The 20694-nt window shown below is 64.5% G+C and carries 21 protein-coding genes and 1 tRNA gene; 6 read left to right on the forward strand and 16 right to left on the reverse strand.

Annotation, left to right across the window (positions count from 1 at the left end; genetic code table 11):
- Positions 1 to 88 precede the first annotated feature (88 nt).
- Positions 89 to 538, reverse strand: a complete 450-nt coding sequence (locus ACOGXC_RS10410; protein WP_419918130.1) for a hypothetical protein — start codon at positions 536 to 538, stop codon at positions 89 to 91.
- On the reverse strand, positions 525 to 1430 hold the full coding sequence (gene larE, locus ACOGXC_RS10415; RefSeq protein ID WP_419918131.1) for an ATP-dependent sacrificial sulfur transferase LarE: 906 nt from the start codon (positions 1428 to 1430) through the stop codon (positions 525 to 527). Before larE ends, ACOGXC_RS10410 begins: the two co-directional genes overlap by 14 nt.
- 71 nt (positions 1431 to 1501) lie before the next feature.
- On the opposite strand from larE, the gene ACOGXC_RS10420 reads away from it, so the two are divergent.
- The 4 genes from ACOGXC_RS10420 to ACOGXC_RS10435 all read left to right on the forward strand — a co-directional run bounded on the left by ACOGXC_RS10420 (position 1502) and on the right by ACOGXC_RS10435 (position 5719).
- Positions 1502 to 2821, forward strand: coding sequence for an ABC transporter permease subunit (locus tag ACOGXC_RS10420; protein ID WP_419918132.1), 1320 nt, complete (start codon positions 1502 to 1504; stop codon positions 2819 to 2821).
- 72 nt (positions 2822 to 2893) lie between these two features.
- On the forward strand, positions 2894 to 3901 hold the full coding sequence (locus ACOGXC_RS10425) for a branched-chain amino acid ABC transporter permease (RefSeq protein ID WP_419918133.1): 1008 nt from the start codon (positions 2894 to 2896) through the stop codon (positions 3899 to 3901).
- Positions 3891 to 4838, forward strand: coding sequence for an ABC transporter ATP-binding protein (locus ACOGXC_RS10430; RefSeq protein ID WP_419918134.1), 948 nt, complete (start codon positions 3891 to 3893; stop codon positions 4836 to 4838). The genes ACOGXC_RS10425 and ACOGXC_RS10430 overlap by 11 nt, the downstream gene beginning before the upstream one ends.
- Positions 4835 to 5719, forward strand: coding sequence for an ABC transporter ATP-binding protein (locus tag ACOGXC_RS10435; protein WP_419918135.1), 885 nt, complete (start codon positions 4835 to 4837; stop codon positions 5717 to 5719). The genes ACOGXC_RS10430 and ACOGXC_RS10435 overlap by 4 nt, the downstream gene beginning before the upstream one ends.
- 46 nt (positions 5720 to 5765) lie before the next feature.
- Here the strand turns inward: ACOGXC_RS10435 and ACOGXC_RS10440 are convergent, their stop codons facing one another.
- The 9 genes from ACOGXC_RS10440 to ACOGXC_RS10480 all read right to left on the reverse strand — a co-directional run bounded on the left by ACOGXC_RS10440 (position 5766) and on the right by ACOGXC_RS10480 (position 15813).
- Positions 5766 to 6983, reverse strand: a complete 1218-nt coding sequence (locus ACOGXC_RS10440) for an ABC transporter substrate-binding protein (RefSeq protein WP_419918136.1) — start codon at positions 6981 to 6983, stop codon at positions 5766 to 5768.
- Between the two features lie 6 nt (positions 6984 to 6989).
- On the reverse strand, positions 6990 to 7727 hold the full coding sequence (locus tag ACOGXC_RS10445) for a chlorite dismutase family protein (RefSeq protein ID WP_419918137.1): 738 nt from the start codon (positions 7725 to 7727) through the stop codon (positions 6990 to 6992).
- Positions 7728 to 7781: 54 nt separating this feature from the next.
- Positions 7782 to 10178: an ABC transporter substrate-binding protein gene (locus tag ACOGXC_RS10450; protein WP_419918138.1), complete on the reverse strand. Its 2397-nt coding sequence runs from the start codon at positions 10176 to 10178 to the stop codon at positions 7782 to 7784.
- Between the two features lie 61 nt (positions 10179 to 10239).
- On the reverse strand, positions 10240 to 10539 hold the full coding sequence (locus ACOGXC_RS10455; RefSeq protein ID WP_419918139.1) for a DUF1330 domain-containing protein: 300 nt from the start codon (positions 10537 to 10539) through the stop codon (positions 10240 to 10242).
- 83 nt (positions 10540 to 10622) lie between these two features.
- The gene (locus tag ACOGXC_RS10460; protein WP_419918140.1) at positions 10623 to 12260 is read right to left on the reverse strand and encodes a thiolase C-terminal domain-containing protein; all 1638 of its coding nucleotides are present in this window, start codon (positions 12258 to 12260) and stop codon (positions 10623 to 10625) included.
- Positions 12261 to 12352: 92 nt separating this feature from the next.
- Positions 12353 to 13210 (reverse strand): formate dehydrogenase accessory sulfurtransferase FdhD, encoded by an 858-nt coding sequence (locus tag ACOGXC_RS10465; RefSeq protein WP_419918141.1) that lies wholly within the window; start codon positions 13208 to 13210, stop codon positions 12353 to 12355.
- Positions 13207 to 13677, reverse strand: coding sequence for an FABP family protein (locus ACOGXC_RS10470; protein ID WP_419918142.1), 471 nt, complete (start codon positions 13675 to 13677; stop codon positions 13207 to 13209). The genes ACOGXC_RS10465 and ACOGXC_RS10470 overlap by 4 nt, the downstream gene beginning before the upstream one ends.
- Before the next feature lie 92 nt (positions 13678 to 13769).
- Positions 13770 to 15401: a chaperonin GroEL gene (gene groL, locus ACOGXC_RS10475; RefSeq protein ID WP_419918143.1), complete on the reverse strand. Its 1632-nt coding sequence runs from the start codon at positions 15399 to 15401 to the stop codon at positions 13770 to 13772.
- 136 nt (positions 15402 to 15537) lie between these two features.
- Positions 15538 to 15813, reverse strand: coding sequence for a ubiquitin-like small modifier protein 1 (locus tag ACOGXC_RS10480; RefSeq protein WP_419918144.1), 276 nt, complete (start codon positions 15811 to 15813; stop codon positions 15538 to 15540).
- A 125-nt stretch (positions 15814 to 15938) separates the two neighbouring features.
- Between ACOGXC_RS10480 and ACOGXC_RS10485 the strand changes: the two genes are divergently transcribed.
- The gene (locus ACOGXC_RS10485; RefSeq protein WP_419918145.1) at positions 15939 to 16835 is read left to right on the forward strand and encodes a glucosyl-3-phosphoglycerate synthase; all 897 of its coding nucleotides are present in this window, start codon (positions 15939 to 15941) and stop codon (positions 16833 to 16835) included.
- Between the two features lie 7 nt (positions 16836 to 16842).
- Here ACOGXC_RS10485 and ACOGXC_RS10490 read toward each other — a convergent pair whose 3' ends face one another.
- The 3 genes from ACOGXC_RS10490 to ACOGXC_RS10500 form a co-directional block, all read right to left on the reverse strand.
- Complete coding sequence (locus tag ACOGXC_RS10490; protein WP_419918146.1) at positions 16843 to 17829, reverse strand: glycerate kinase; 987 nt, start codon at positions 17827 to 17829, stop codon at positions 16843 to 16845.
- Between the two features lie 80 nt (positions 17830 to 17909).
- Positions 17910 to 18557: a LytR C-terminal domain-containing protein gene (locus ACOGXC_RS10495; RefSeq protein ID WP_419918147.1), complete on the reverse strand. Its 648-nt coding sequence runs from the start codon at positions 18555 to 18557 to the stop codon at positions 17910 to 17912.
- A gap of 21 nt (positions 18558 to 18578) precedes the next feature.
- Positions 18579 to 18839 carry a DUF3263 domain-containing protein gene (locus ACOGXC_RS10500; RefSeq protein ID WP_419918148.1) on the reverse strand — a complete coding sequence of 87 codons (261 nt, stop codon included), beginning with the start codon at positions 18837 to 18839 and terminating at the stop codon, positions 18579 to 18581.
- 203 nt (positions 18840 to 19042) lie between these two features.
- Here ACOGXC_RS10500 and ACOGXC_RS10505 point away from each other — a divergent pair.
- Positions 19043 to 19115: transfer RNA gene (locus ACOGXC_RS10505), tRNA-Thr, on the forward strand.
- Between the two features lie 107 nt (positions 19116 to 19222).
- Here the strand turns inward: ACOGXC_RS10505 and rlmB are convergent.
- Both rlmB and ispF read right to left on the reverse strand, forming a co-directional pair.
- Positions 19223 to 20170, reverse strand: a complete 948-nt coding sequence (gene rlmB, locus ACOGXC_RS10510; RefSeq protein ID WP_419918149.1) for a 23S rRNA (guanosine(2251)-2'-O)-methyltransferase RlmB — start codon at positions 20168 to 20170, stop codon at positions 19223 to 19225.
- Positions 20167 to 20649, reverse strand: a complete 483-nt coding sequence (gene ispF, locus ACOGXC_RS10515) for a 2-C-methyl-D-erythritol 2,4-cyclodiphosphate synthase (RefSeq protein ID WP_419918150.1) — start codon at positions 20647 to 20649, stop codon at positions 20167 to 20169. Before ispF ends, rlmB begins: the two co-directional genes overlap by 4 nt.
- Positions 20650 to 20694 lie beyond the last annotated feature (45 nt).

The following is a 20694-nucleotide window of genomic DNA, read 5'->3' on the forward strand; positions in this document are numbered from 1 at the left end:
CTCTCCCCCTATCGTCCGGCAGCAACCCTGTTGAGGTTTCCTGCTGAGGCCAATCAGTATGACAGATTAACCGATCCCCGGGAAAGCCTCAGCCCGGCCCGCGGTGGCGGTGCACGAAGGCCTTGGCCGCACCCCAGGCAATTCCGGGGTCTCGCAGGTCGGGATGGATGTCGGAAAAGGACGCGGGCACCAAGTCGTAGGCATCGTCAGGAAACCGGGCGATGGCGAAATCGTCCCGATCCACCGGGACCACCCCCGCGGCCCGAAGCACCCCGGTGGGATAGCGCACCGCCCGGCGCAGAACAGCCAGGGGATTCTCCCGCTGGTTGTGGATGCCGGCCGCCAGCAGCTCGGCCACCTCCTCGCCAACCACCACCGCGGCCTGCGCGCCGGCCGCCTCGGCAGCTTGGCGAACCTCGAGGTCCATGTCGGGCAGCCGGCTATGCACCGCCGACACCACCCATCCGGGCAGGGCGGCCCGGATACCCTCGGCCAGTATTCGTCCGTGCTCCACAAGCTGCCGCTCAGCAGCTTCCAACCGCACTCGACCCCTGGCCTTTCCCCGTCCCACTGGCGAGAGCCGCCCCATCACCTTTCCCCATCCCACTGGTGAGGGCCGCCCCATCACCTTTCCCCATCCCACTGGTGAGGGCCGCGTTCAGGTTACCGGAGCGCAACCCTTCCAGGTCCAGCGTCACGTACCGGTAGCCGGCGTGGCGCACCGCTTCGACCACCGCAGCCCGCTGGGCCACGACATCATTCAAACGATCATCGGGCACCTCGATACGGGCCAGCTCCCCGTAATGGCGCACTCGCAGCTCGCCGAAGCCCAGGTTCCGCAGGGCGGCTTCGGCATCGCTCACCGAGGCCAGCGCTCCCAGCGTCACCGGCGTGCCGTAGGGAATCCGGGAGGCCAGGCACGGGGCAGCCGGTTTGTCCCAGGTTCGCAACCCCAGCCGCTTCGACCACTCCCTCACATCAGCCTTGGAAAAGCCGGCATTCACCAGGGGGAATACCGCCCCCCGCTCGGCGGCTGCCTGCTGGCCGGGACGGTGGTCACCCAGATCGTCGGTGTTCACCCCCAGCACAACCGTCGCCGACCGGGCCTCGGCCAGTGGCGCCACGACCTCCATCAGCGCGTCCTTGCACCAGTAGCACCGGTCGCCGTTGTTGGCAACGTAAGCAGCTCGTTGCATCTCCGTGGTGTGAACCTCACTCCACTGCAACCCCCATTCCCGGGCCAGAAGGGCGCAATCCCGCCGCTCGGCAACGGCCAGCGAGGGTGATACCGCAGTGACGGCGTGGGCCCGGTGGCCCAGCACATCATTGGCGGTCCAAGCCAAGAACGAGGAGTCGGCACCTCCGCTGAAGGCCACCACCACCCTGCCCAACTCCAAGAGATCCCGTCGCAGCCGTACCCAATCACCCATTCCCCCCCATTGTGGCCCCTCACCGGCACCCGGCAGAAAATGGTTACAGGACATGGCTATATTTACCAGGAATGCGGAAGTATGCCTTGGCCGCCGTTCCTGCCCTTCTGGTTGCCCTGCTGTGGGGAGCCACCGCAGCGGCCCAGACCCAAGACGATACCGACACTTTCCCGACAACCGCTCTGCAAAACGATACCGACACCTCCTCGCCAACTTTGCTGGTGGGCACGTTGCGGCTGGGTTTTGACCAGTTCTTCGAAGGCGTGGAAATCACGGTCGAGGATTCATCCGGCAACCGGGTCGGGCAAGCAACCACCGACTCCGGCGGGCGATGGTCGGTTGAGGTCCCCGGGGAGGGAACCTACTTGGTTACCCTGAACGAAGACACCCTTCCCGAGGGGGTCGGGTTGCGCGAGAACAGCCAACCCACCGTGGAAGTGACCGCCGGCGCGGGAACCTCCCAGGGGGTGGTCTTCGCGGTGGGAGATGCCCCGAAGGGAACACCTTTCAGCGAGCGATTCGCCCAGACGGTGTTCAACGGTTTCAAGTTCGGTCTGATCATAGCCATGAGCGCAGTCGGACTGTCCCTGGTGTACGGGACCACCGGCCTGGTCAACTTCGCTCACGGTGAGCTGGTCACTTTCGGGGCGGTCATCGCCTGGTACTTCAACAGCTCCTGGGGAGGGTTCAACCTGATCATCGCCGCGATCTTGACCGTCGCGGTGTGCGGGATGCTGGGTGCCGGCCTGGAATCGGGAATGTTCCGCCCGCTGCGGGCCCGAAAGCTGGCGGTGTTCCAGTTCGTGGTCATCACCATAGGCCTGTCGCTGCTGGGTCGGCAGCTCATTCAGCTCTTCTTCGGGGCCGAACCCTTGCCCTATCGAGATTTTCAGTTGCAGGACCGGTGGGAGTTCGGACCGTGGGCGATCACCCCCCGGGAACTCATCACCGTCGGGGTAATCATCGCAATCCTGGTGACGGTGGGGCTGATGCTCCAGCAAACCCGGTTCGGAAAAGCCACTCGAGCGGTGGCCGACAACGCCGACCTGGCCGGGGTGTCGGGTATCAACGTGAACCGGGTTGTGCTCATAGTGTGGGTGATAGGAGCGGCTCTGGCCGGCTTGGGGGGGGTGTTCGTGGGGTTGGACTCCGACATCGACCCGTTCCTGGGCTTCCAACTCCTTTTGCTCGTCTTCGCCGGAGTTGAGTTGGGAGGGATGGGCACGGCCTACGGAGCGCTGGTCGGGTCGATCATCATCGGCCTGTTCACCGAGCTCAGCACGCTGTGGATCTCACCGGAACTCAAGTTCGTGGTTCCACTGACCGCTCTAATCCTGGTGTTGCTGTTGCGACCCCAGGGCTTGTTCGGAATCAGGGCCCGGGTGGGTTAGATGGGCAGCTTCGGAATCAAGGCCCGGGTGGGTTAGATGAGCAGAAACTCATTGTTCGAGCCGGTGGTTTGAATGGATTTCGACATCATCTTCGGTAACGCGGCCCGAGCAGCCCTGGGCCCCGAGGCTGTGATCCTGAGCCTGGCCGCCATCGGGCTGAACGTGCACTTCGGTTTCACCGGCCTGCTGAACTTCGGGCAGGTCGGGTTCATGCTGCTGGGGGCCTACGGCACCAGCGTCACCGTGGCCACCTTCGGCTGGTCGCTGTGGATGGGCATACTGGTGGGCCTTTTCCTGTCCCTGGTGCTGGCGGTGGCTCTGGGTATACCCACGCTGAGGCTGCATTCGGTGATGTTCGCCATCGTCACCATTGCCGGTGCGGAGATAATCCGCATCCTCGTCGGCTCCACCGATGCCATCGGACTCACCGGTGGGCCGCTCAGCGTGAGCTTCGATGCCGGTGCCTTCTTCGATCTGAACCCCTACCCCGACGGCCCCCAAGATCGATACGGGTTCGGTACCTTCTCGTTCACCGGGCAACAGATGTGGGTCATCACCGTGGGGTGGGCGCTGGTGGCGCTGACCAGCCTGGGCGTGTTCCTGATCGTGCGCAGCCCGTGGGGTCGGGTGCTCAAGTCCATCCGGGAGGACGAGGACGCGGCTCGCAGCCTGGGCAAGAACGTGTTCCGGTACAAGATGCAAGCCCTCATCATCGGCGGGGTCATCGGCGGGATGGCCGGGGTCATCGATGCCATCAAGACTTCGGGGGCCGACCCCAACGGCTTCAAACCCCAAGTCACCTTCTTCACCTACACCGCCCTGCTGCTGGGAGGGGCGGCCACGTACCTGGGACCGGTGCTGGGAGCAATCCTGTTCTGGTTCCTGCGGGAGTGGATTGAATCGTTCTTGCGACAACTGGCCGCCGAGGCCTGGTTGCCCGACCCGGTGGCCGGCTTCCTCGAGGGCAGCGAGGGCATAATCAGCCTGTCCATGGTGGGGGTGACCCTGATCGTGCTCATGTTGTTCCGCCCCCAGGGCCTCACCGGTAACCGCACAGAAATGCAACTCGATGCCCAGTGACCTGAACCCGGAGATCGAGTCATCCCCCGAGGCGGCATCGCCCCCGGTAGCTGCATCGGCACCCGAGATTGGGTCGGCCCCCAAGTCTACATCGGCACCGGCAACAACCGCTGAGACCGAACCCATTCTCACCGTAACCCCGGTACCGGGGGTGGCCAAACCCAACCCCATTTTGACCATTGACGGGCTGCGGCGGAGCTTCGGCGGCGTAACCGCGGTGGATGTGGACCATCTCGAGATCGAACGGGGAATAGTCACGGCCCTCATCGGCCCCAACGGCGCGGGCAAAACCACCATGTTCAACCTGCTAACCGGCTTCAGCCGGGCCGAATCCGGCCACTGGACGTTCAACGATAAAACGGTTACCTCCTTGTCGCCCGACCGGCTGGCCCGCATGGGCATGGTCCGCACCTTTCAGTTGACGAAGTCGCTGGCGAAACTCTCGGTACTCCAGAACATGCTGCTGGGTGCTACCGGCCAGACCGGTGAGAAGCTGTGGGCCGCCCCCTTCCGCAAGCTGTGGCAGAGCGAGGAGCGGGCCAACACCGAGCGGGCCGACGAGCTGCTGGAGCGATTCAACCTGGCCCAAAAGCGCGACGATCTGGCCGGCACGCTGTCGGGGGGTCAGCGCAAGCTGCTGGAAATGGCCCGGGCGCTTATGTCCGACCCGGAGCTCATCATGTTGGACGAGCCCATGGCCGGGGTGAACCCCGCCCTGGCCCAATCACTGGTGGAGCACATAACCCAACTGGCCATGACCGGGGTCAGCGTGGTGTACATCGAACACGACATGGATGTGGTGTCGGGCATCAGCGACTGGGTGGTGGTGCTGGCCCAGGGACGGGTTATTGCCGAGGGAGGCCCGTGGAAGGTCATCCACGACGAAAAGGTGATAGATGCCTACCTGGGCCGCCAGCGAGGTGACAACAGGACATGACCGGAAAGCAAAGTCCAGCCCTGGACGCGACATCGCCAACCACCACCGAGGCCGGCTCGGACACAGCACCGCCAACCACCACCGAGGCCGGCTCGGACACAGCATCGCCAACCACCACCGAGGCCGGCTCGGACGCGACATCGCAAACCACGACCGAGGCCGACCTGTTGCTGTCGGTGGATGAGATGGTTGCCGGTTACCTGCCCGGCATCAACATCTTGAACGGATGCTCCCTGGAACTGCGCCGGGGAGAGATAATCGGGGTCATCGGCCCCAACGGGGCGGGCAAATCCACGTTGCTGAAGGCCATCTTCGGGCTGGTGGATGTCCGGGAGGGCACCGTCAGCCTGGAGGGGGAGGACATCACCGGACTCAACCCTCACAAACTGGTGGCCAGGGGCATCGGGTTCGTTCCCCAGTCCCACAACGTGTTCCCCCGACTGTCCATCCGGGAGAACCTGGAAATGGGGGTATTTCAAACCCCCAAGCAGTTCAACGATCGCTTGAAGATGGTCACCGAGCTGTTCCCGATGCTGGCCGAACGCAGTGACCAGCGGGCCGACGGGCTGTCGGGAGGGGAGCGCCAGATGGTGGCCATCGGCCGAGCTTTGATGATGGCCCCCACGGTCGTGCTGCTGGATGAGCCCTCCGCCGGCCTCTCCCCCGCTTACCAGGACAAGGTGTTCGAACAGATCACCGCCATCGCGGACCATGGGGTATCCCTCATCATGGTTGAGCAGAACGCCCATCGCTGCCTCCAGATATGTGACCGGGGCTACGTACTCGACCAGGGGATAAACGCCTACACCGGCACCGGCCAGGACCTCCTTGATGATCCCAAGGTGATCAGCCTCTACCTGGGTACCCTGTCCCGAGCCTGAACGAGCTTGTCAACCGCCCAGGGCTCGGAACGGAGGATCAGCACATTTAGTTTCGGTCCACTTCCTGGCTGTCGATGGGGGTGAGAACACCGTCCTGGAACTGGGAAACGACGTAGCGTCCCCAGGTGGGATCACCCACATCGTCGAGGTCCAGCGGTCCGGAGACTCCGTCGTAGTCGATGTTCTCACCGTCGGCGATCAGCCCGGCGCATTCCTCGTAATCGAAGCACTTGGTCCCATCCCTGGTGACACCCTGCACCTCGTCCATTATGGCCCGACCATCGGTGGAGCCCGCCGCCAGTGAGGCCAGTGCCAGGACCACCACACAGTCGTAGGCCTGGCCTCCGTAGGTAAGTTTGTTATCGGTTTCTTGAAGCAGACGAGTGCTGAAATCCTCATCCAACTGGTCGAAATCGGCGGAGAAAGCGATCAAACCGTCAACTACATTGGGATTGGATCGGTCCACTTTATCGGCCAGGTCAAGGTCATAAAGACCGTCGCTAGCGAAGATGGCGGTCGGGGGTACACCGGATTCCAGCAAGCCTCGAAGTATCTGGATCCCCTCGCTGAAGGAGATGAGAACTATAGCATTTGCTCCCATGCTGACGGCTTCCCCAATCGTGCCGTCGTAGGAAGGCGCATCCTCGTCGTAGGAGATAATCCGAGAATCAACCCCGGCATCGGCCAACTCGGCCTGGGTCAGCTTGCTCAGTTGATTGCCGTAATCATCAGCTCTGGCGACAATGGCCACGTTGGTAGCTCCTCTGGCAGCCACATGATTAGCCAGCAGAGGTGCTTGTGCATCATCTGGAGTCACCGTGCGGAAGTAGAATCCGGCGTTGTCCTGGATGCTGAAAGACGGTGATGTGTTGGAGGGTGAGCACTGGGGGATCTGAGCGTCGAAAAGGGTTTGGATGAACGACTGCGATACCCCCGACGAGGCCGCCCCCACAATCACGTGGGCTCCCTCGCCCAGCAGACGATTGACCGTCTCGGGGGCCACATCCAGGTCGGTGGCGGTGTCGCCGGTGATCATCCTCACGTTCCCGCCCGCAGCCTGGATGTCCTCAACCGCCAGCCTGGCCCCCACCACCATCGGTGGTGCCAAAAAAGCGAGGGAGCCGGTCTCGGGAAGGACTCGACCGATAACCAACTCCATAGCCGTGGGTTCCGAGGAGCTGTCATCATCATCCCCGCAACCAGCCACCACCAAGGCAACGGCCACCACCATACCCAGCAAGGGCCACAAGAACTTTTTATTCATCTTTTCCTACTTTATCTCAACCCGGTCCGAGGACAATCTTCGCAGGATTATATCAATGGGTGCCACCATGCCTGCATAAAAACTGCCGAACTCAGCATACTGGGCTGATGCCTCATCGTACCGCATCTTGTATACCACTTCCTTGAGGTCGTCGGGGTGGCAGCAGAACAGGGTCACCCCCCACTCGTAGTCGTCGATCCCGGTCGAGCCGGTGATTAGCTGTAGAACCCGGCCCGAGAACTTGCGACCGGTGGCTCCGTGCTCGTACATCAGCTCGCGGCGGCGGTCGAAGGGCAGCTCGTACCAGTTCTGCCCGGGGTTGCGGCGCTTGGACATGGGGTAGAAGCACCACGCCGGCTTGCCCTGTGGGGGAAGCTGGGGATGCAGCCGAGCCTGCTGGGCCTCCTCGGGCAGCCCGGCGGCGTACTCCGACAGCTCGGTGAGCGACACATAGGAGTCCACGATTTCGACACCGGCCCGACCCAGCCGGGTCTGAAGATCCCGCAGTTGCCACAGGTCGGGGTGCAGGGCCATGATCCCGAGGTCGGCCTTGTGACCCAAAACGGCCACCGCTACCACCTGGCCGCCACCGGCCCGGATGCGTTCGACGGCTTCCTGCACGGCCGTCGGATCGACAGCCGGACCCAGCTTGCCGAACAAATGAACAACCCCCAGACCGACCGACGGTTCCACCGGCGGCAATGCCTCAACCGGCTGCTCACCCCCAGGGTGGTAATCGCTCATTGCCGGCAAGCCTACGAACTCTTGGAGACATCCATGTCGATTATGTCAACCACCTCAAGGATAGTCAACGATGTCAACCACCTCGATGACACCGCCGCGCACCTCGGCAATGGCGTAGCGGCCCACCGTGGTGTCACCAACATCGTCGAGCTCCAGCGGGCCGGAGACACCGTCGTAGTCGATGTCCACCCCGGCGGCCAGCAGAGCGGCACAATCGGCGAACGAGGTGCACTTCTGGCCGTCCCGGGTCACACCGGGCACCTCGGCGATCAGCTCAGGACCATCGGTGGTGCCGGCGGCCAGCGTGGCCAGCGCCAACACGATCACGCAATCGTAAGCTTGACCACCGAAAACTATGTTGCCGCCGACGAACTCGGACAGCCGCTGGTTGAAATCGTCACCGCCCGACGCGGCGTAGACGGTGAACCCATCCAGTCTCTCCGGTTGGCCCGGACTCACTCGGGAGGGCAGTTCGAGGTCGTACATGCCCGCACCGCCATGAATCGCGCTGGGCGGCACCCCTTCCTCGAGCAGGCTCCGAACGATCTGTGCACCCTCGGCGAAGGCCAGCACCACAACGGTGTCCGCCCCCGTCCTGCTCGCCGCCAGTGCTACGTCCTGGAAGCTGGGGGCCTCATGGGAGAAGGGCACAACTTCGGAAGTTATGTTGAACTCCCCCAAGCTCTTCACCATCTGCTCGGCCAGCGACTGCCCCCAATCATCGGATCGGGCCAAAATGGCCACGCTGGTGCCCCCCTTCCGGGCAATGTTGCCAGCCATGATCGGCGCGTCCACCTCGGTACTGGAGACCGTTCGGAAGAAGTACTCGGCGTTGCTTTGAGTACTGAACTTGTGGGATGTGTTGGACGCTGCGCACTGAACCACCTGGGTCTCGTGCAGGGTCTGGATGAACGATTGGGATACCCCGGAGGCCGCAGCCCCAAAAATCACATCGGCCCCCTCGCCCAGGAGCCGGTTGACCGTCTCCACCGCGGTATCCGGATCTGTGCCCGAATCGCCGCTCAAAACCCTTACCCGACCTCCGGCGGCTCGGATGTCGTCCACCGCCAGCTTCGCGCCCGTGCTTTCGGGTGGAAAAACATAGCTGAGCGATCCGGTCTCGGGCAGCACCACGCCGATGGTCAGTTCGGGGCCGGCAGCCAGAAACTCCGAAAGGTCGGTGTCCGACGGCTCGGAAGCAACCGGCGGTAAAACAACTTCGACTTCTTCCACCACCTGGAATGCCCCGTTACGGACCTCGTTTATCCCGAGTCGCATGACCGTGGTATCACCCCCATCGGTGAACTCCAGCGGGCCGGACATCCCGTCATAGTCGATGTCCACCCCATCGATCAGCAGTTCCGCGCACTCGGCATACGAATAGCACTTCCGACCATACCGGGTCAGACCCGGAACCACCTCGATCAGTTCGGGTCCCGAAGCCGTTCCCGCCGCCAGGTATGCCAGCGACAGGAGCACAACACAGTCGTAGGCTGCCCCGCCACCCCACGCTTTCTCCCCGACAATTTCCATAACACGCTGCTCGAACTCATCATTGCTGGCAACACCGGCGTGACTACGCAGTCCGTCCAACTTCTTTAGATCATCGGGGTTGAAGTGCTTGGGCAGGTCATCGGAAAGGAGGCCGGAGCCCGCATGCACCTGCTCGCCGGTGAACCCATTTTCGAGGAGCCCCCTGAGAATGGGGATACCTTCATCGAATGCAATCAACCCCACCGAATCCGCTCCGCTGGCCACAACCTTCTCCACCAGATCATCGGGGTCGGAAGCGTCCGGGGGATAGGGAATGATCACTGAGTCAACCCCGAGCTTGCCCAACTCATTTTTCAGAAGATCGGCCAAGGCGCTGCCGTAGGCATCGGTCCGGGCCACCAGAGCAACCAGATTCGCCTCCCGGGAGTGCAAGCTGGCCGCCATGACGGGAGCCTCGGTCATGCTGCTGGCCGTCGTGCGGAAGTAGTACTCGGCGTTGGCTTGGGTGCTGAACGCCGGATCTCCGTTGGACGGTGAGCACTGGGGTATCCGAGCCTCGTACAGGGTTTGGATGATGCCCTGCGACACCCCCGAAGCGGCCGCCCCGACTATTACCTGAGCTCCCTCGTCCAGCAAGTCATTCACGGCTTCCAGCGCAATGTCGGGATTGGTTCCGGAATCACCCTTGAGAAGCCGAATCCGGCCACCGGCGGCAATCACATCGGCCACGGCCAGGTCCACCCCCGCAATGATCGGTTTCCCGACCTCCTCCAACCCTCCTGTCTCGGGAAGCACGCTGCCGATCACCAACTCCGAATCGACTTGGCCAGAACCATCCGAAGGTTCGATCAAGGGTGGATCGGGGGTGGCCGGGATCACCAACTCCGAATCCGAGTTGCCGCAAGCAGAGGTGACCAATGCCAAAACCGCCACAAGCGCAGGCACCAGAACCGGCACGGCGGACCTCCACCGGGGGCGTTTGCTACCTATTGTGGTGCCTATTGCCATCGGTCTACGTTCAACCACCGAACCCGTTCACCAGCACCGCGAAATGACGGCTGGTGGAGTCGTGGCGCTTTCCCACCACTGCCCTGTAAGCCTCCGATTCCCACACCTCGCGGGCTTTCTCCCTGGAGTCGAACTTGATCACGACGGTCTGATGGCCGGCGGTATCCCCCTCGATCACCTCTGACTCGGTGTCGAACGCAACCAGTTCACAGCCCTCCCCGATGCCGAGCGCACCAGCCGCACCCTGCATGTACTCGCCGTAAAGCTCGGGGTTGTCCACCTGATAGTTGACGATGATGTATGCAGCCATGAACAACTTATAGCAGGCCGGCTCAACCCCCAACGAACAGGAAGACCCCGCCCCGCAACCCAACCACGACCGATGACGGAGACTCAACCCCCAACGAACAGGAAGGCCCCACCGGGATGGCCGCCCCCGGTGGTGGCCACCACGACCTCGGCCGCATCGACCTGCCGGCCGCCGCCGTGACCTCGAAGCTGCACCACCGCCTCGTGCAGGAACCCGTACCCGTGCAAACGGCCGGCCGAGAGCTGACCCCCGTGGGGGTTGAGCGGGATCTCCCCGTCGCGGGCTATGCGGGTGCCGCCCTCCACGAACGCCGCCCCCTCGCCCCGACCGCAAAAGCCCAGGGCCTCCAACCACGACAGCGCGTTGAAGCTGAACCCGTCGTAGAGGAGGGCCACATCCACATCCTCCGGTTTCAGGTCGGTGCGGCTCCAAAGATGGCCGGAAGGACCATCCACCATGGGCTCATGCAGCAGCGTGCCCTGGTCCCATGACATCCGTTCCCGCATCTGGGTACCCACCGCCTCCACCAGCACCGGGCGGTGGGGGCGGTCGTGGGCGGTCTCCACCGCCGACACCACCAGGGCCGTGGAACCGTCGCAGGGCACGTCGCAGTCGAACAGGCCGAACGGGGTGGTGATCATGCGGGCATCCAGATAGTCGTCAATGGTGAGAGGGGCCTGGTAAATGGCCGACGGGTTGTGAGCGGCACCGGCCCGGGCGGTCACCGGAATCCACCCGAGCTGCTCCCGAGTGGCACCGTAGCGGTGCAGGTAATGGCCGGCCATGAGCGCTATCCAGTTGCCCGCCGACATGGCCCCGTAGGGCAGCCGCCATTCCATGTCTCCCGATACTCGAGCTCCCCCATCCACGCCGCTGTTGCGGCGATTACCCCAGGCGATGGACGTGGTCTCCCACACGGTGCGAAAGCACAGCACATGGCGGCACAACCCGGCGGCCACCGCCAGCATGGCGTTCACCACCGCACCGCTCTGGCCCGGGGTCTCCATGGTGCCGCAGAACCAGGTGGGGTGAATACCCAGGCTATCGGCCACCGGGTAGATGCCGCCCTCGGAATGACCCCCATCCCTGGCCCCGCCACCGGGATAGGTGGACAGGCCGTCGATGTCGTCCATGGTCAGCCCGGCATCGGCCACCGCAGCCCGGCAGGCATCCATGGCCAGGCTCATGGGATGGCGGCCCAGGCGGCGGCCCACCTCCGACATGCCTATCCCGGTGATGGCCACCCGGGACTCGAACTTCTCGGCCACCGCCATGGGCCTTACCGGTGCCGGGCTGGGTTCGGGATATTCGACCACCCCCGATGCGGGCTCGTCGGTGGGGGCGAACACCGGCAACCACACGTCGTCGTGCTGCTCGAACCGCACCGCCACCGGCAGGCCGATGACCACGTGGTCGGGATCGGCATCCACAATCAGCGTGGTGAGCCTCACCAGGGGGTCCTCCTCGATGGCCACCAGCCCGATCACGTAGGGAACCTTCATGTCGGGCAACCACGGCTGGTGGTTGACCGTGAACCCCACCACCGTTGCCCGGCCCGACACCGGTCGCACCCCGGGAACGCCCCCACACCGGGAGCAAACCACCCCGGGGGGATGCAAGTAGCGGTCGCAGGTGCCGCAGTACTGGAACCGCAGCTCCCCGTCGGCACCGGCCGTCCAGAAGAACTCGTTCTCCGGGGTCAGCTTGGGCAGTGGTCGCATGAGGGCTCCTTCTTTCCAGTGGCACCAGCGGCACGGAGAATAGAGGTTTCTTTTGGCACTAACCGTAAGGAGAATAGAGGTTTCTTTTGGCACTAACCGTAAGGAGAATAGAGGTTGAGCCGGCCGTCGCGGGCGAAGCCGGCCAGGCACAAACCGGCGGCCCGGGCGGTCTCCACCGCCAGCGAAGACGGGGCGCTCACCGCCACCACCGTGGTGAACCCCGCAGCCCACGCCTTCTGCACCATCTCGAACGATGCCCTACCGCTCACGAACAACCCCCGACCGTGAGCGGGCAGATCCCCATCCAGCAGCAGGCGACCCACAACTTTGTCCACCGCGTTGTGGCGACCGATGTCCTCCCGAACCAGGGTGGGCCGACCCCCGGCGGTGAAGGCGGCCGCGGCATGAACTCCCCCGGTCGTGTCGAACAGGTCCTGAGCAGCCCTAACCCGGTCGGGTACCGCGGCCAGAACGTCCATATCCCCAATGGGCTTCCCGCTCCCGGGCAGCGGGCCCAACTTGTTGCGCAACGTTTCGATGCTCTCGGTACCGCAGAGGCCGCAGGACGAGGTGGTCAGCCCCAGGCGGGGGGTAGCCGGGGGTGCCCCATCGGTCTCCACCGTCACCAGGTTGTACCCGGTGGCGATGGCAGGTTCGCGGTGGCGGGATGGAGCCGGAGGAACGTTGGGATGATCTCCGCTGGCGATGGCAGGTTCGGTGTAGCAGTAGCGGATGGTTGTTACCGAGGCATCGCCCAGAAGGCCCTCGGTGAAGCAGAAGCCGGCGGCCAGCTCGAAGTCGTGGCCCGGGGTGCGCATGGTGGTGGTTACGGTCACGCCGTCCAACCGGATGGTGAGCGGCTCCTCCACCACCAGATCATCGGGCCGGCGATGCTCATGGGAACCGTCCCAGTGGCGCATCAGTACTCGCTGGGACCGCCCCCGGGTCATGGCACCCGGCGCAACTCGGAAGCCACGTGGTGCTGGAGCCCCAACCCCATGGCGGCCATGGCCACCGAGGCGTGCAATACCTCACCGTCAACCCGAAAACACCGCTCGGTGGCGGCTACCGGCTTGGCCGTGGCCGTGCCCACCACTGCGGTGGAGACAAGTTGGATGTGGCGATCGGCAACCGTGCCCTCGAGCAACTCGGCTATACCCGAGGGCTGTACCAGCAGCAACTCCAGGTGCCCACCCTTGTGGGGGCGCAAGTATCCGGACTCGGCGTGCAGGGGCAGGCCGGTGCCGGCATCCCGGGTCTTTTGGGCATAAGCCACGAACGGCTTACCTGTATGGGTGAAAGCCACCTCCTCGGTATAGGAAAAGTCCCGAATGGTTGGATATTCCCCTACCCCGGTGCCCTTCCACGTTCCGAGCAAGAACTCCAATGGAGCGCACAAAGGGTGAAGCTCAACCATGGCAAGACGTTACCGCCCTTTGCCGGGCAGGCTTGAGCCGCTGCTGGTGGCTATGGCTGGTGGCTACTGCTGGTGGCTACGGCTGGTGGCTCCTAGAAGTCCATGTCGGGCATGCCGCCTCCGGGCATGCCGCCGCCACCCTCCTCGGGCTTGTCGGCCACGACCGCCTCGGTGGTCAGGAACAGGCCGGCGATCGACCCCGCGTTCTGGAGTGCCGAGCGAGTGACCTTGGCGGCATCGATGATGCCTGCGGCCATCAGATCCTCGTACTCGCCGGTGTCCGCGTTCAGCCCGAAGTTACCCTCCAGGTTGCGGACCCGTTCCACGATCACGCCCCCCTCGAGGCCGGCATTGACCGCGATCTGGGTCAAAGGACCCTCCAGAGCCTTGGCCACGATTCGGGAACCAGTGGCCTCATCGTCGTCCGCCAACCCCTCGGCCACGGCGTTCACCGCCACCTGGGCCCGCAGCAGGGTGACACCGCCGCCGGCGACCACGCCCTCCTCGATGGCCGCCTTGGTGGTGCTGACCGCGTCCTCGATCCGGTGCTTCTTCTCCTTGAGCTCCACCTCGGTAGCAGCCCCCACCTTGAGCACGGCCACGCCGCCCGACAGCTTGGCCAGGCGTTCCTGCAACTTCTCCCGGTCGTAATCGGAGTCGGTGTTGTCGATCTCACCCTTGATCTGGGCGATGCGGCCGTCAACATCGCTGCGGTTGCCGGCCCCCTCCACGATCGTGGTCTCGTCCTTGGTGATGACCACCTTGCGGGCCCGGCCCAGCAGGTCGAGGGTGGTGTTCTCCAGCTTGAGGCCCACCTCCTCGCTGATGACCTGGCCGGCGGTCAGTATGGCCATGTCCTGAAGCATGGCCTTGCGGCGGTCACCGAAGCCGGGGGCCTTCACCGCAGTGGAGTTGAAGGTACCCCTGATCTTGTTGACCACCAGGGTGGCCAGCGCCTCACCCTCAACATCCTCGGCGATGATCAGCAGCGGCTTGCCCGCCTGCATGACCTTCTCCAGCACCGGCACGATGTCGCGCACCGCGGTGATCTTGGTCCCGACGAACAGGATGTAGGGGTCGTCCAGCACGGCTTCCATCCGCTCGGCATCGGTCACGAAGTAGGGGGAGATGTAGCCCTTGTCGAAGCGCATGCCCTCGGTGAAGTCGAGCTCCAGGCCGAAGGTCTGCGATTCCTCGACGGTGACCACGCCATCCTTGCCCACCTTGTCGATGGCCTCGGAGATGAGCTCGCCGATCTCGGCATCGGCGGCGGAGATGGCAGCCACGTTGGATATCTGGGCCTTGTCGGAGGACACATCCACCGACTGTGAGTGGATGGCCTCCACCGCAGCCTCCACTCCGGCCTCGATGCCCTTCTTGATGGACATGGGGTTGGCCCCGGCGGCCACGTTCCGCAGCCCCTCACGAACCATCGACCAGGCCAGCACGGTGGCGGTGGTGGTGCCGTCGCCGGCCACGTCGTCGGTCTTCTTGGCCACCTCCTTGACCAGCTCCGCCCCGATCTTCTCGTAGGGATCCTCCAACTCGATCTCTTTGGCGATGGACACGCCGTCGTTGGTGATGGTGGGCGCTCCCCACTTCTTTTCCAGCACGACGTTGCGGCCCTTGGGACCAAGCGTCACCCGCACCGCGTCGGCCAGTTGGTTCATTCCCGACTCCAGCGCCCGCCGAGCCTCTTCATCGAACGAGATGATCTTGGGCATCCTTGAACACTCCCTTTCCTCTTGCTGCTCGTGCAGCAACTCTTTTAGAAGGTTTTAGCACTCTCAGTATGAGACTGCTAAAGACTAGCCAGGAGTACCCCAACCGGCCAAGCTCAAGTTGAAACCCAGCAACAAATCAGCCCCCGGCCACTGCGGGCACGATCGCCACCGTCTGGCCTTCGGGAACCGGCGTGGCCAGACCCTCCCGGAACCGCACATCGTCGTCATCCACGAACACGTTGACGTACCGGTGCAGGCGGCCGGACTCATCGATGAGCCGGTCCATGAAACCGGGATGAGCGGCATCCAGCGAAGAGATCACGTCGCGGATCGTCGCCCCCTCGACGGTAACCTCGCCGGCCCCTCCGGCCAGCGGACGAAGTGTGGTCGGTATCCGGACAGTCACGCTCATGGGCCATCATGCTATTCGAGTGAAGCAGTGGAAACGACTTATGAGACCGAGTCCACAATGAACGGGAGGCAACCATGAGACCTAGTCCACAATGAACGGGAGGCAACCATGAGACCGAACCCACAATGAACGGGAGGCGAAGGTTCGTGGCCGGGGAGTTCTTGGCCGATGAGCTGGTCGAGCGCAAGGGGGCAACGACGGTATCGGTCTGCCTGCCCGCCCGCAACGAGGAAGCCACGGTGGGGGCCATTGCCGAACTGGTCCGCACCCAGTTCATGGACAGGTTGGGACTGGTGGACGAGCTGATCGTGATGGACGACCACTCCACCGACGGCACCGCCGCCGCTGCCGCCGCCGCCGGGGCCACCGTGGTGGCGTGCTCCGACGTGCTGGCCCATCTGGGCAACCAACCCGGCAAGGGTGAGACGCTGTGGAAGTCGCTGTTCGTCTCCACCGGGGATCTGGTGGTGTGGTGCGACAGTGACGTGGCCAACTTCGCCCCCCACTTCATAACCGGTTTGCTGGGACCGCTGCTCATCGACGACTCCATCAGCTACTGCAAGGGCTACTACCACCGGCCGGTGGGAGCCGACCAGAGGGGCGGGGGGAGAACCACCGAGTTGGTGGCCCGACCGCTCATCGCCCTTTTGTTCCCCGAGTTGAGCGACATTGTCCAACCCCTGGCCGGGGAGTACGCCGGGCGGCGTGAAGTGCTGGAGCGGGTACCGTTCGTTCAGGGGTACGGAGTGGAGATGGGGCTGCTCATCGACATGTGCAAGCTGGCCGGTTACAGCACGATCGCCCAGGTGGATCTGGGCGTGCGGGTCCACCGCAACCGACCGCTGCACGAATTGTCGTCACAGGCGACCGAGGTTATGCAGGTAGCCCTTCACCGGGCCGACCGCACCCTGGTGAACACGGCTATCACCCTGCGCCGCCCCGGGTTCGGCGACACCGAGATCACCATGCAGGAGCGCCCACCCCTGATCGAAGTACCTGGATACCCCGGCGGTGGCCGTTGACCACTGCCTATTTCCTCAGAAACTCCGCTACCGCCTTCCCGGCAAGGCAGGCGGTTTGAGTCATGGCCAATTCAGGACCGTAGAGTTCGCTCAGGCTGATCAGGTCCCCGTGGGGGGGAGCAGTAGCTCCGTCCACTCGCCCCACCACGGTCAGCACCGGCAACCCGGCGGCGGCCGCCATCTCAACCACGCCCCCCACCACCTTGCCCTGGAAAGATGTCGGGTCCAGGCCCCCCTCGCCGGTCACCACCAGATCGGCCCGCTCGATGCGACCGTACAGGTCCACCTCATCGGCCAGCAGCTCGAAGCCGTTGCTCAGTTCGGCTCCCAGGCACGACAAGCCTCCGGCCAGCCCCCCGGCCGCACCCGAGCCCTCGATGTCGTTCACCATCACCCCGTAGGTATCGGCATACACCTGGCAGAGACGCTCCAGCCGCCGGTGGAGCAGCTCCACCTGCATGGGTCCAGCCCCTTTTTGCGGCCCGAACACCGCGGCGGCCTCGATGAAGCGGGTTCTCACATCGCAGGCCACGGCCAGCTCCACTCCCTTGAGCCGTTGCACCGGATACAGCGCCCGCAGTGCCCCCAAACCCCCGTCGGTACTGGCCGAGCCTCCCGCCCCCACCAGCACCCGCCGGGCCCCCCGATCCACCGCGGCCTCGATCAGCTCCCCGGTCCCGTAGGTGGTGGCTCCGAGGGGGTCGTTGCCCCCGGCCCCACCCGCAAGCGCCAGACCCGAGGCTCGGGCCATCTCGATCACCGCCACGTGCCGGTGCAGCCGCCACTCAGCCTCAACCGGATCACCCAGGGGACCGGTGACCATGGTGGTGCGGTTGGCCCCACCCACCACTTCCAGGGTTCCCTCTCCCCCGTCAGCCATCGGAACCGGCTCTGCGGTTGCGCCGGCCTGCTGGGCGGCAGTTACTACCGCCCGGGCGATTTGGGCCGCGGTGGCCGTGCCTCGGAACTTGTCGGGCGCGACAACGACATGCATGCTGCCACTTCCCTCACACCCTCAACCTGGGCCACTCAGCTATCACACCCTCAACCCAAGCCACTCTGCCCTCACACCCTTCAGCCGGGACTCCGGGCCAGGCTGTCGGGGCCGATCATGACCAGCACATAGGCTTGGCCCAAAGTGTCCAGGGTGATGCCTCCCGGAGGAGGATCGGTCATCGGGAAGAACGGTCCGGAGCTGGCCCCCAGCTTTTCGGCCACACACTGGGCGTCAACCCGGTAGCCGGCCCGGTAGTAGAAGGCCGAGCTGGTCTGGGGGCTGGCATTCACCGGTGCCAGCACCACATAGTTGGCGATGCCCAACTCGCTAGAGAGCCGGCCGGCAGCCCCGGTGACATCGGTGCCGTTGGCCACCAGCACCTGGATGGTGGCCGGATCACGGCATTGCAGCTCCTCGGTGGGGTCGGAGGCGGGCGGCTGGGGCTCCTCGGTGGGGTCAGTGGTGGGCGGCTGGGGCTCCTCGGTGGCCCCTACGGGGGTGGAGGCCGGGTCATCGCTGTCGGGCGGGGAATCAACCGGCTCGGAATCCGGTTGCGATGTCGGCTCGGCCTCCCCGACCGGCTCGTTGCCGTTCTGAGCAGTAACCGGTGCGGGATCATCATTGAGGCCGCGAGCCAGCACGAAGGCACCGGCGGCAATCAGGGCAAGAACCAGCACCACTCCCCTGATGGCCATCTGGTTGCTGGGTACTGGGTTCGACTCCATGATGTCTCCAACTCCGGACTGTTACTGCGACGGCTGCCAGCCAACCGAGGTGTGGCCGAATCTGGACCGTCTGCGGCGATCACGAACCCGCCGCAGACGCCTTACAACCATGGGGTCGTACTCCATTGCATCCGCCTCTTCCAGTAGTTCGTTCAGTAGTTGATAATAACGGGTGGTGGAAAGATCGAAACGCTTTCGGATAGCGACCTCCTTCGATCCGGTCCCCTGCCACCAGGTACGCTCAAAATCCAGGATTTCCCGATCTCGCCTCGTAAGAGCCATCCCAACCAGAGTTACCCACACAAGGGCACTATTCAAGCACCCTCCCCAAACCCGCACCTCTTATACTTTTCCCGGATCCTGAATACCCTCCAATAACCACCCACAAATGCCCGAGTAGCTCACCAGCACTCGAACAAATGCCCGAGTAGCCCGCCCGGCTCTGGGGCCACATAACCGAGTAGCTCACCAGCACTCGAACAAATGCCCGAGTAGCTCAGTCGGTAGAGCAGCTGTCTTGTAAACAGCCGGTCGCAGGTTCGATTCCTGTCTCGGGCTCTCGTGAAGCAGGCTCTGGCCGAGGAGTTCCACCCCTACTCAGACCTTCCTGTCTCGGGCTCTGGTTCAGCGGGTTTTCGGGAACCGGCAGTGCGGCCGCACCGAGATCATCGACCCGATCCTCGCGGGGAAGCTGGTTCAGCGGGTTTTCGGGAACCGGCAGTGCGGCGGTGACGGGCGACTTCAAAGCAACCGATGGCGGTGGCGGCCGCGGCGTTGAGAGAACCGAGGTTGCCCGACAGGGGGATGGTAACCACGATGTCGCAACGTTGGCGGACCAGACGGGACAAGCCCCGACCCTCGCTGCCCACCACCAGCGCCACCGCATCGGCAGCCACATTCATCTCGTACACCGTGATCGGCGCAACCGTGTCCAAACCCACCGTCCAAACCCCGAGTTCGGCCAGGCGACTCAACGCGGTGGGTATCCCCGCCACCACTGCCATGGGTACGTGCTCCACCGCGCCGGCCGCAGCTTTGGCAGCCGCCGGGGTGATGTGTGCCGATCGGTGCCGTCCCAGGACCGCGCCGGTAACCCCAGCGCCCTCGGCGGTCCGCAACGCCGCCCCGAGGTTGCCCGGATCGGTGATCCCGTCGAGCACCAGCAGAAATGGGGGGCGACCGTCGGAGGAGCTAGCCAGCTCGTCCAGATCGTGCTCTGTGAGGGGAGCAGCTCGGGCCATCACTCCCTGCGGGACCTCGGTGGCGGCCATCGACTCGAACTTGCTCATCGCCACCTCCTTGATCGGCACCCGCAACTCGGTAGCCAACTCCACTATCTGAGCCAGAGCTCCGGTGCGGTTCTGACCGGCACCGATCACAATTTCATGGACGGGGCGGGTCCCGGCCAAAAGCAACTCCCGAACCGCTTGGCGGCCCTCCACCCGATCCCCACCCAAACCGGACCGCGAGCGGGCTTGGCGGCCCTCCACCCGATCCCCACCCAAACCGGACCGCGAGCGGGCTTTTTGGCCACCCGAGGATGGGCGACCCCCGCCCCGGCGACCCCCGCCCCGGTCATGGCCACGCCCCCGTCCCCGATGGCGAGAACTCATGGCCGCTCGATCAGCGCGACCGCCCAGCAGGCCAGACCCTCACCTCGACCCAGCGCCCCCAGGGCCTCGGCTCGCTTGCCCTTCACCGTTACCGGGGCACCGACGACACCGGTCAACCGGGCCTCCATATCTTGGCGGTACGGGGCGATGCGGGGGGCCTCGGCCACCACGGTGCAATCGGCGTTAACCACCTGCCATCCCCCGGCAACCAACCGGCTCACCGCGCCGGCCAGCATCCGCAGGCTGTCGGCACCGGCCCAGGCATCGTCGGTATCGGGGAACATCCCGCCGATGTCACCCAAACCGGCGGCGCTCAACAGTGCATCGGTTAGGGCATGAGCCACCGCGTCACCATCGCTGTGACCGACCAGTCCCGGTGTGCCCTCGAACCGGACTCCACCCAGGATGAGGGGGCGGTCCGGGTCGGCGCTGAACCGGTGGGTGTCGAACCCGTGACCCACCCTCATGGCCACGGTCATGTCGCCAACCAGGCCTCGGCCACCACCCTCAAGATCACGTCCCCG

Origin of the sequence: Candidatus Poriferisocius sp. (assembly GCF_965202595.1) — a bacterium.
Classification (GTDB): domain Bacteria; phylum Actinomycetota; class Acidimicrobiia; order Acidimicrobiales; family Bin134; genus Poriferisocius.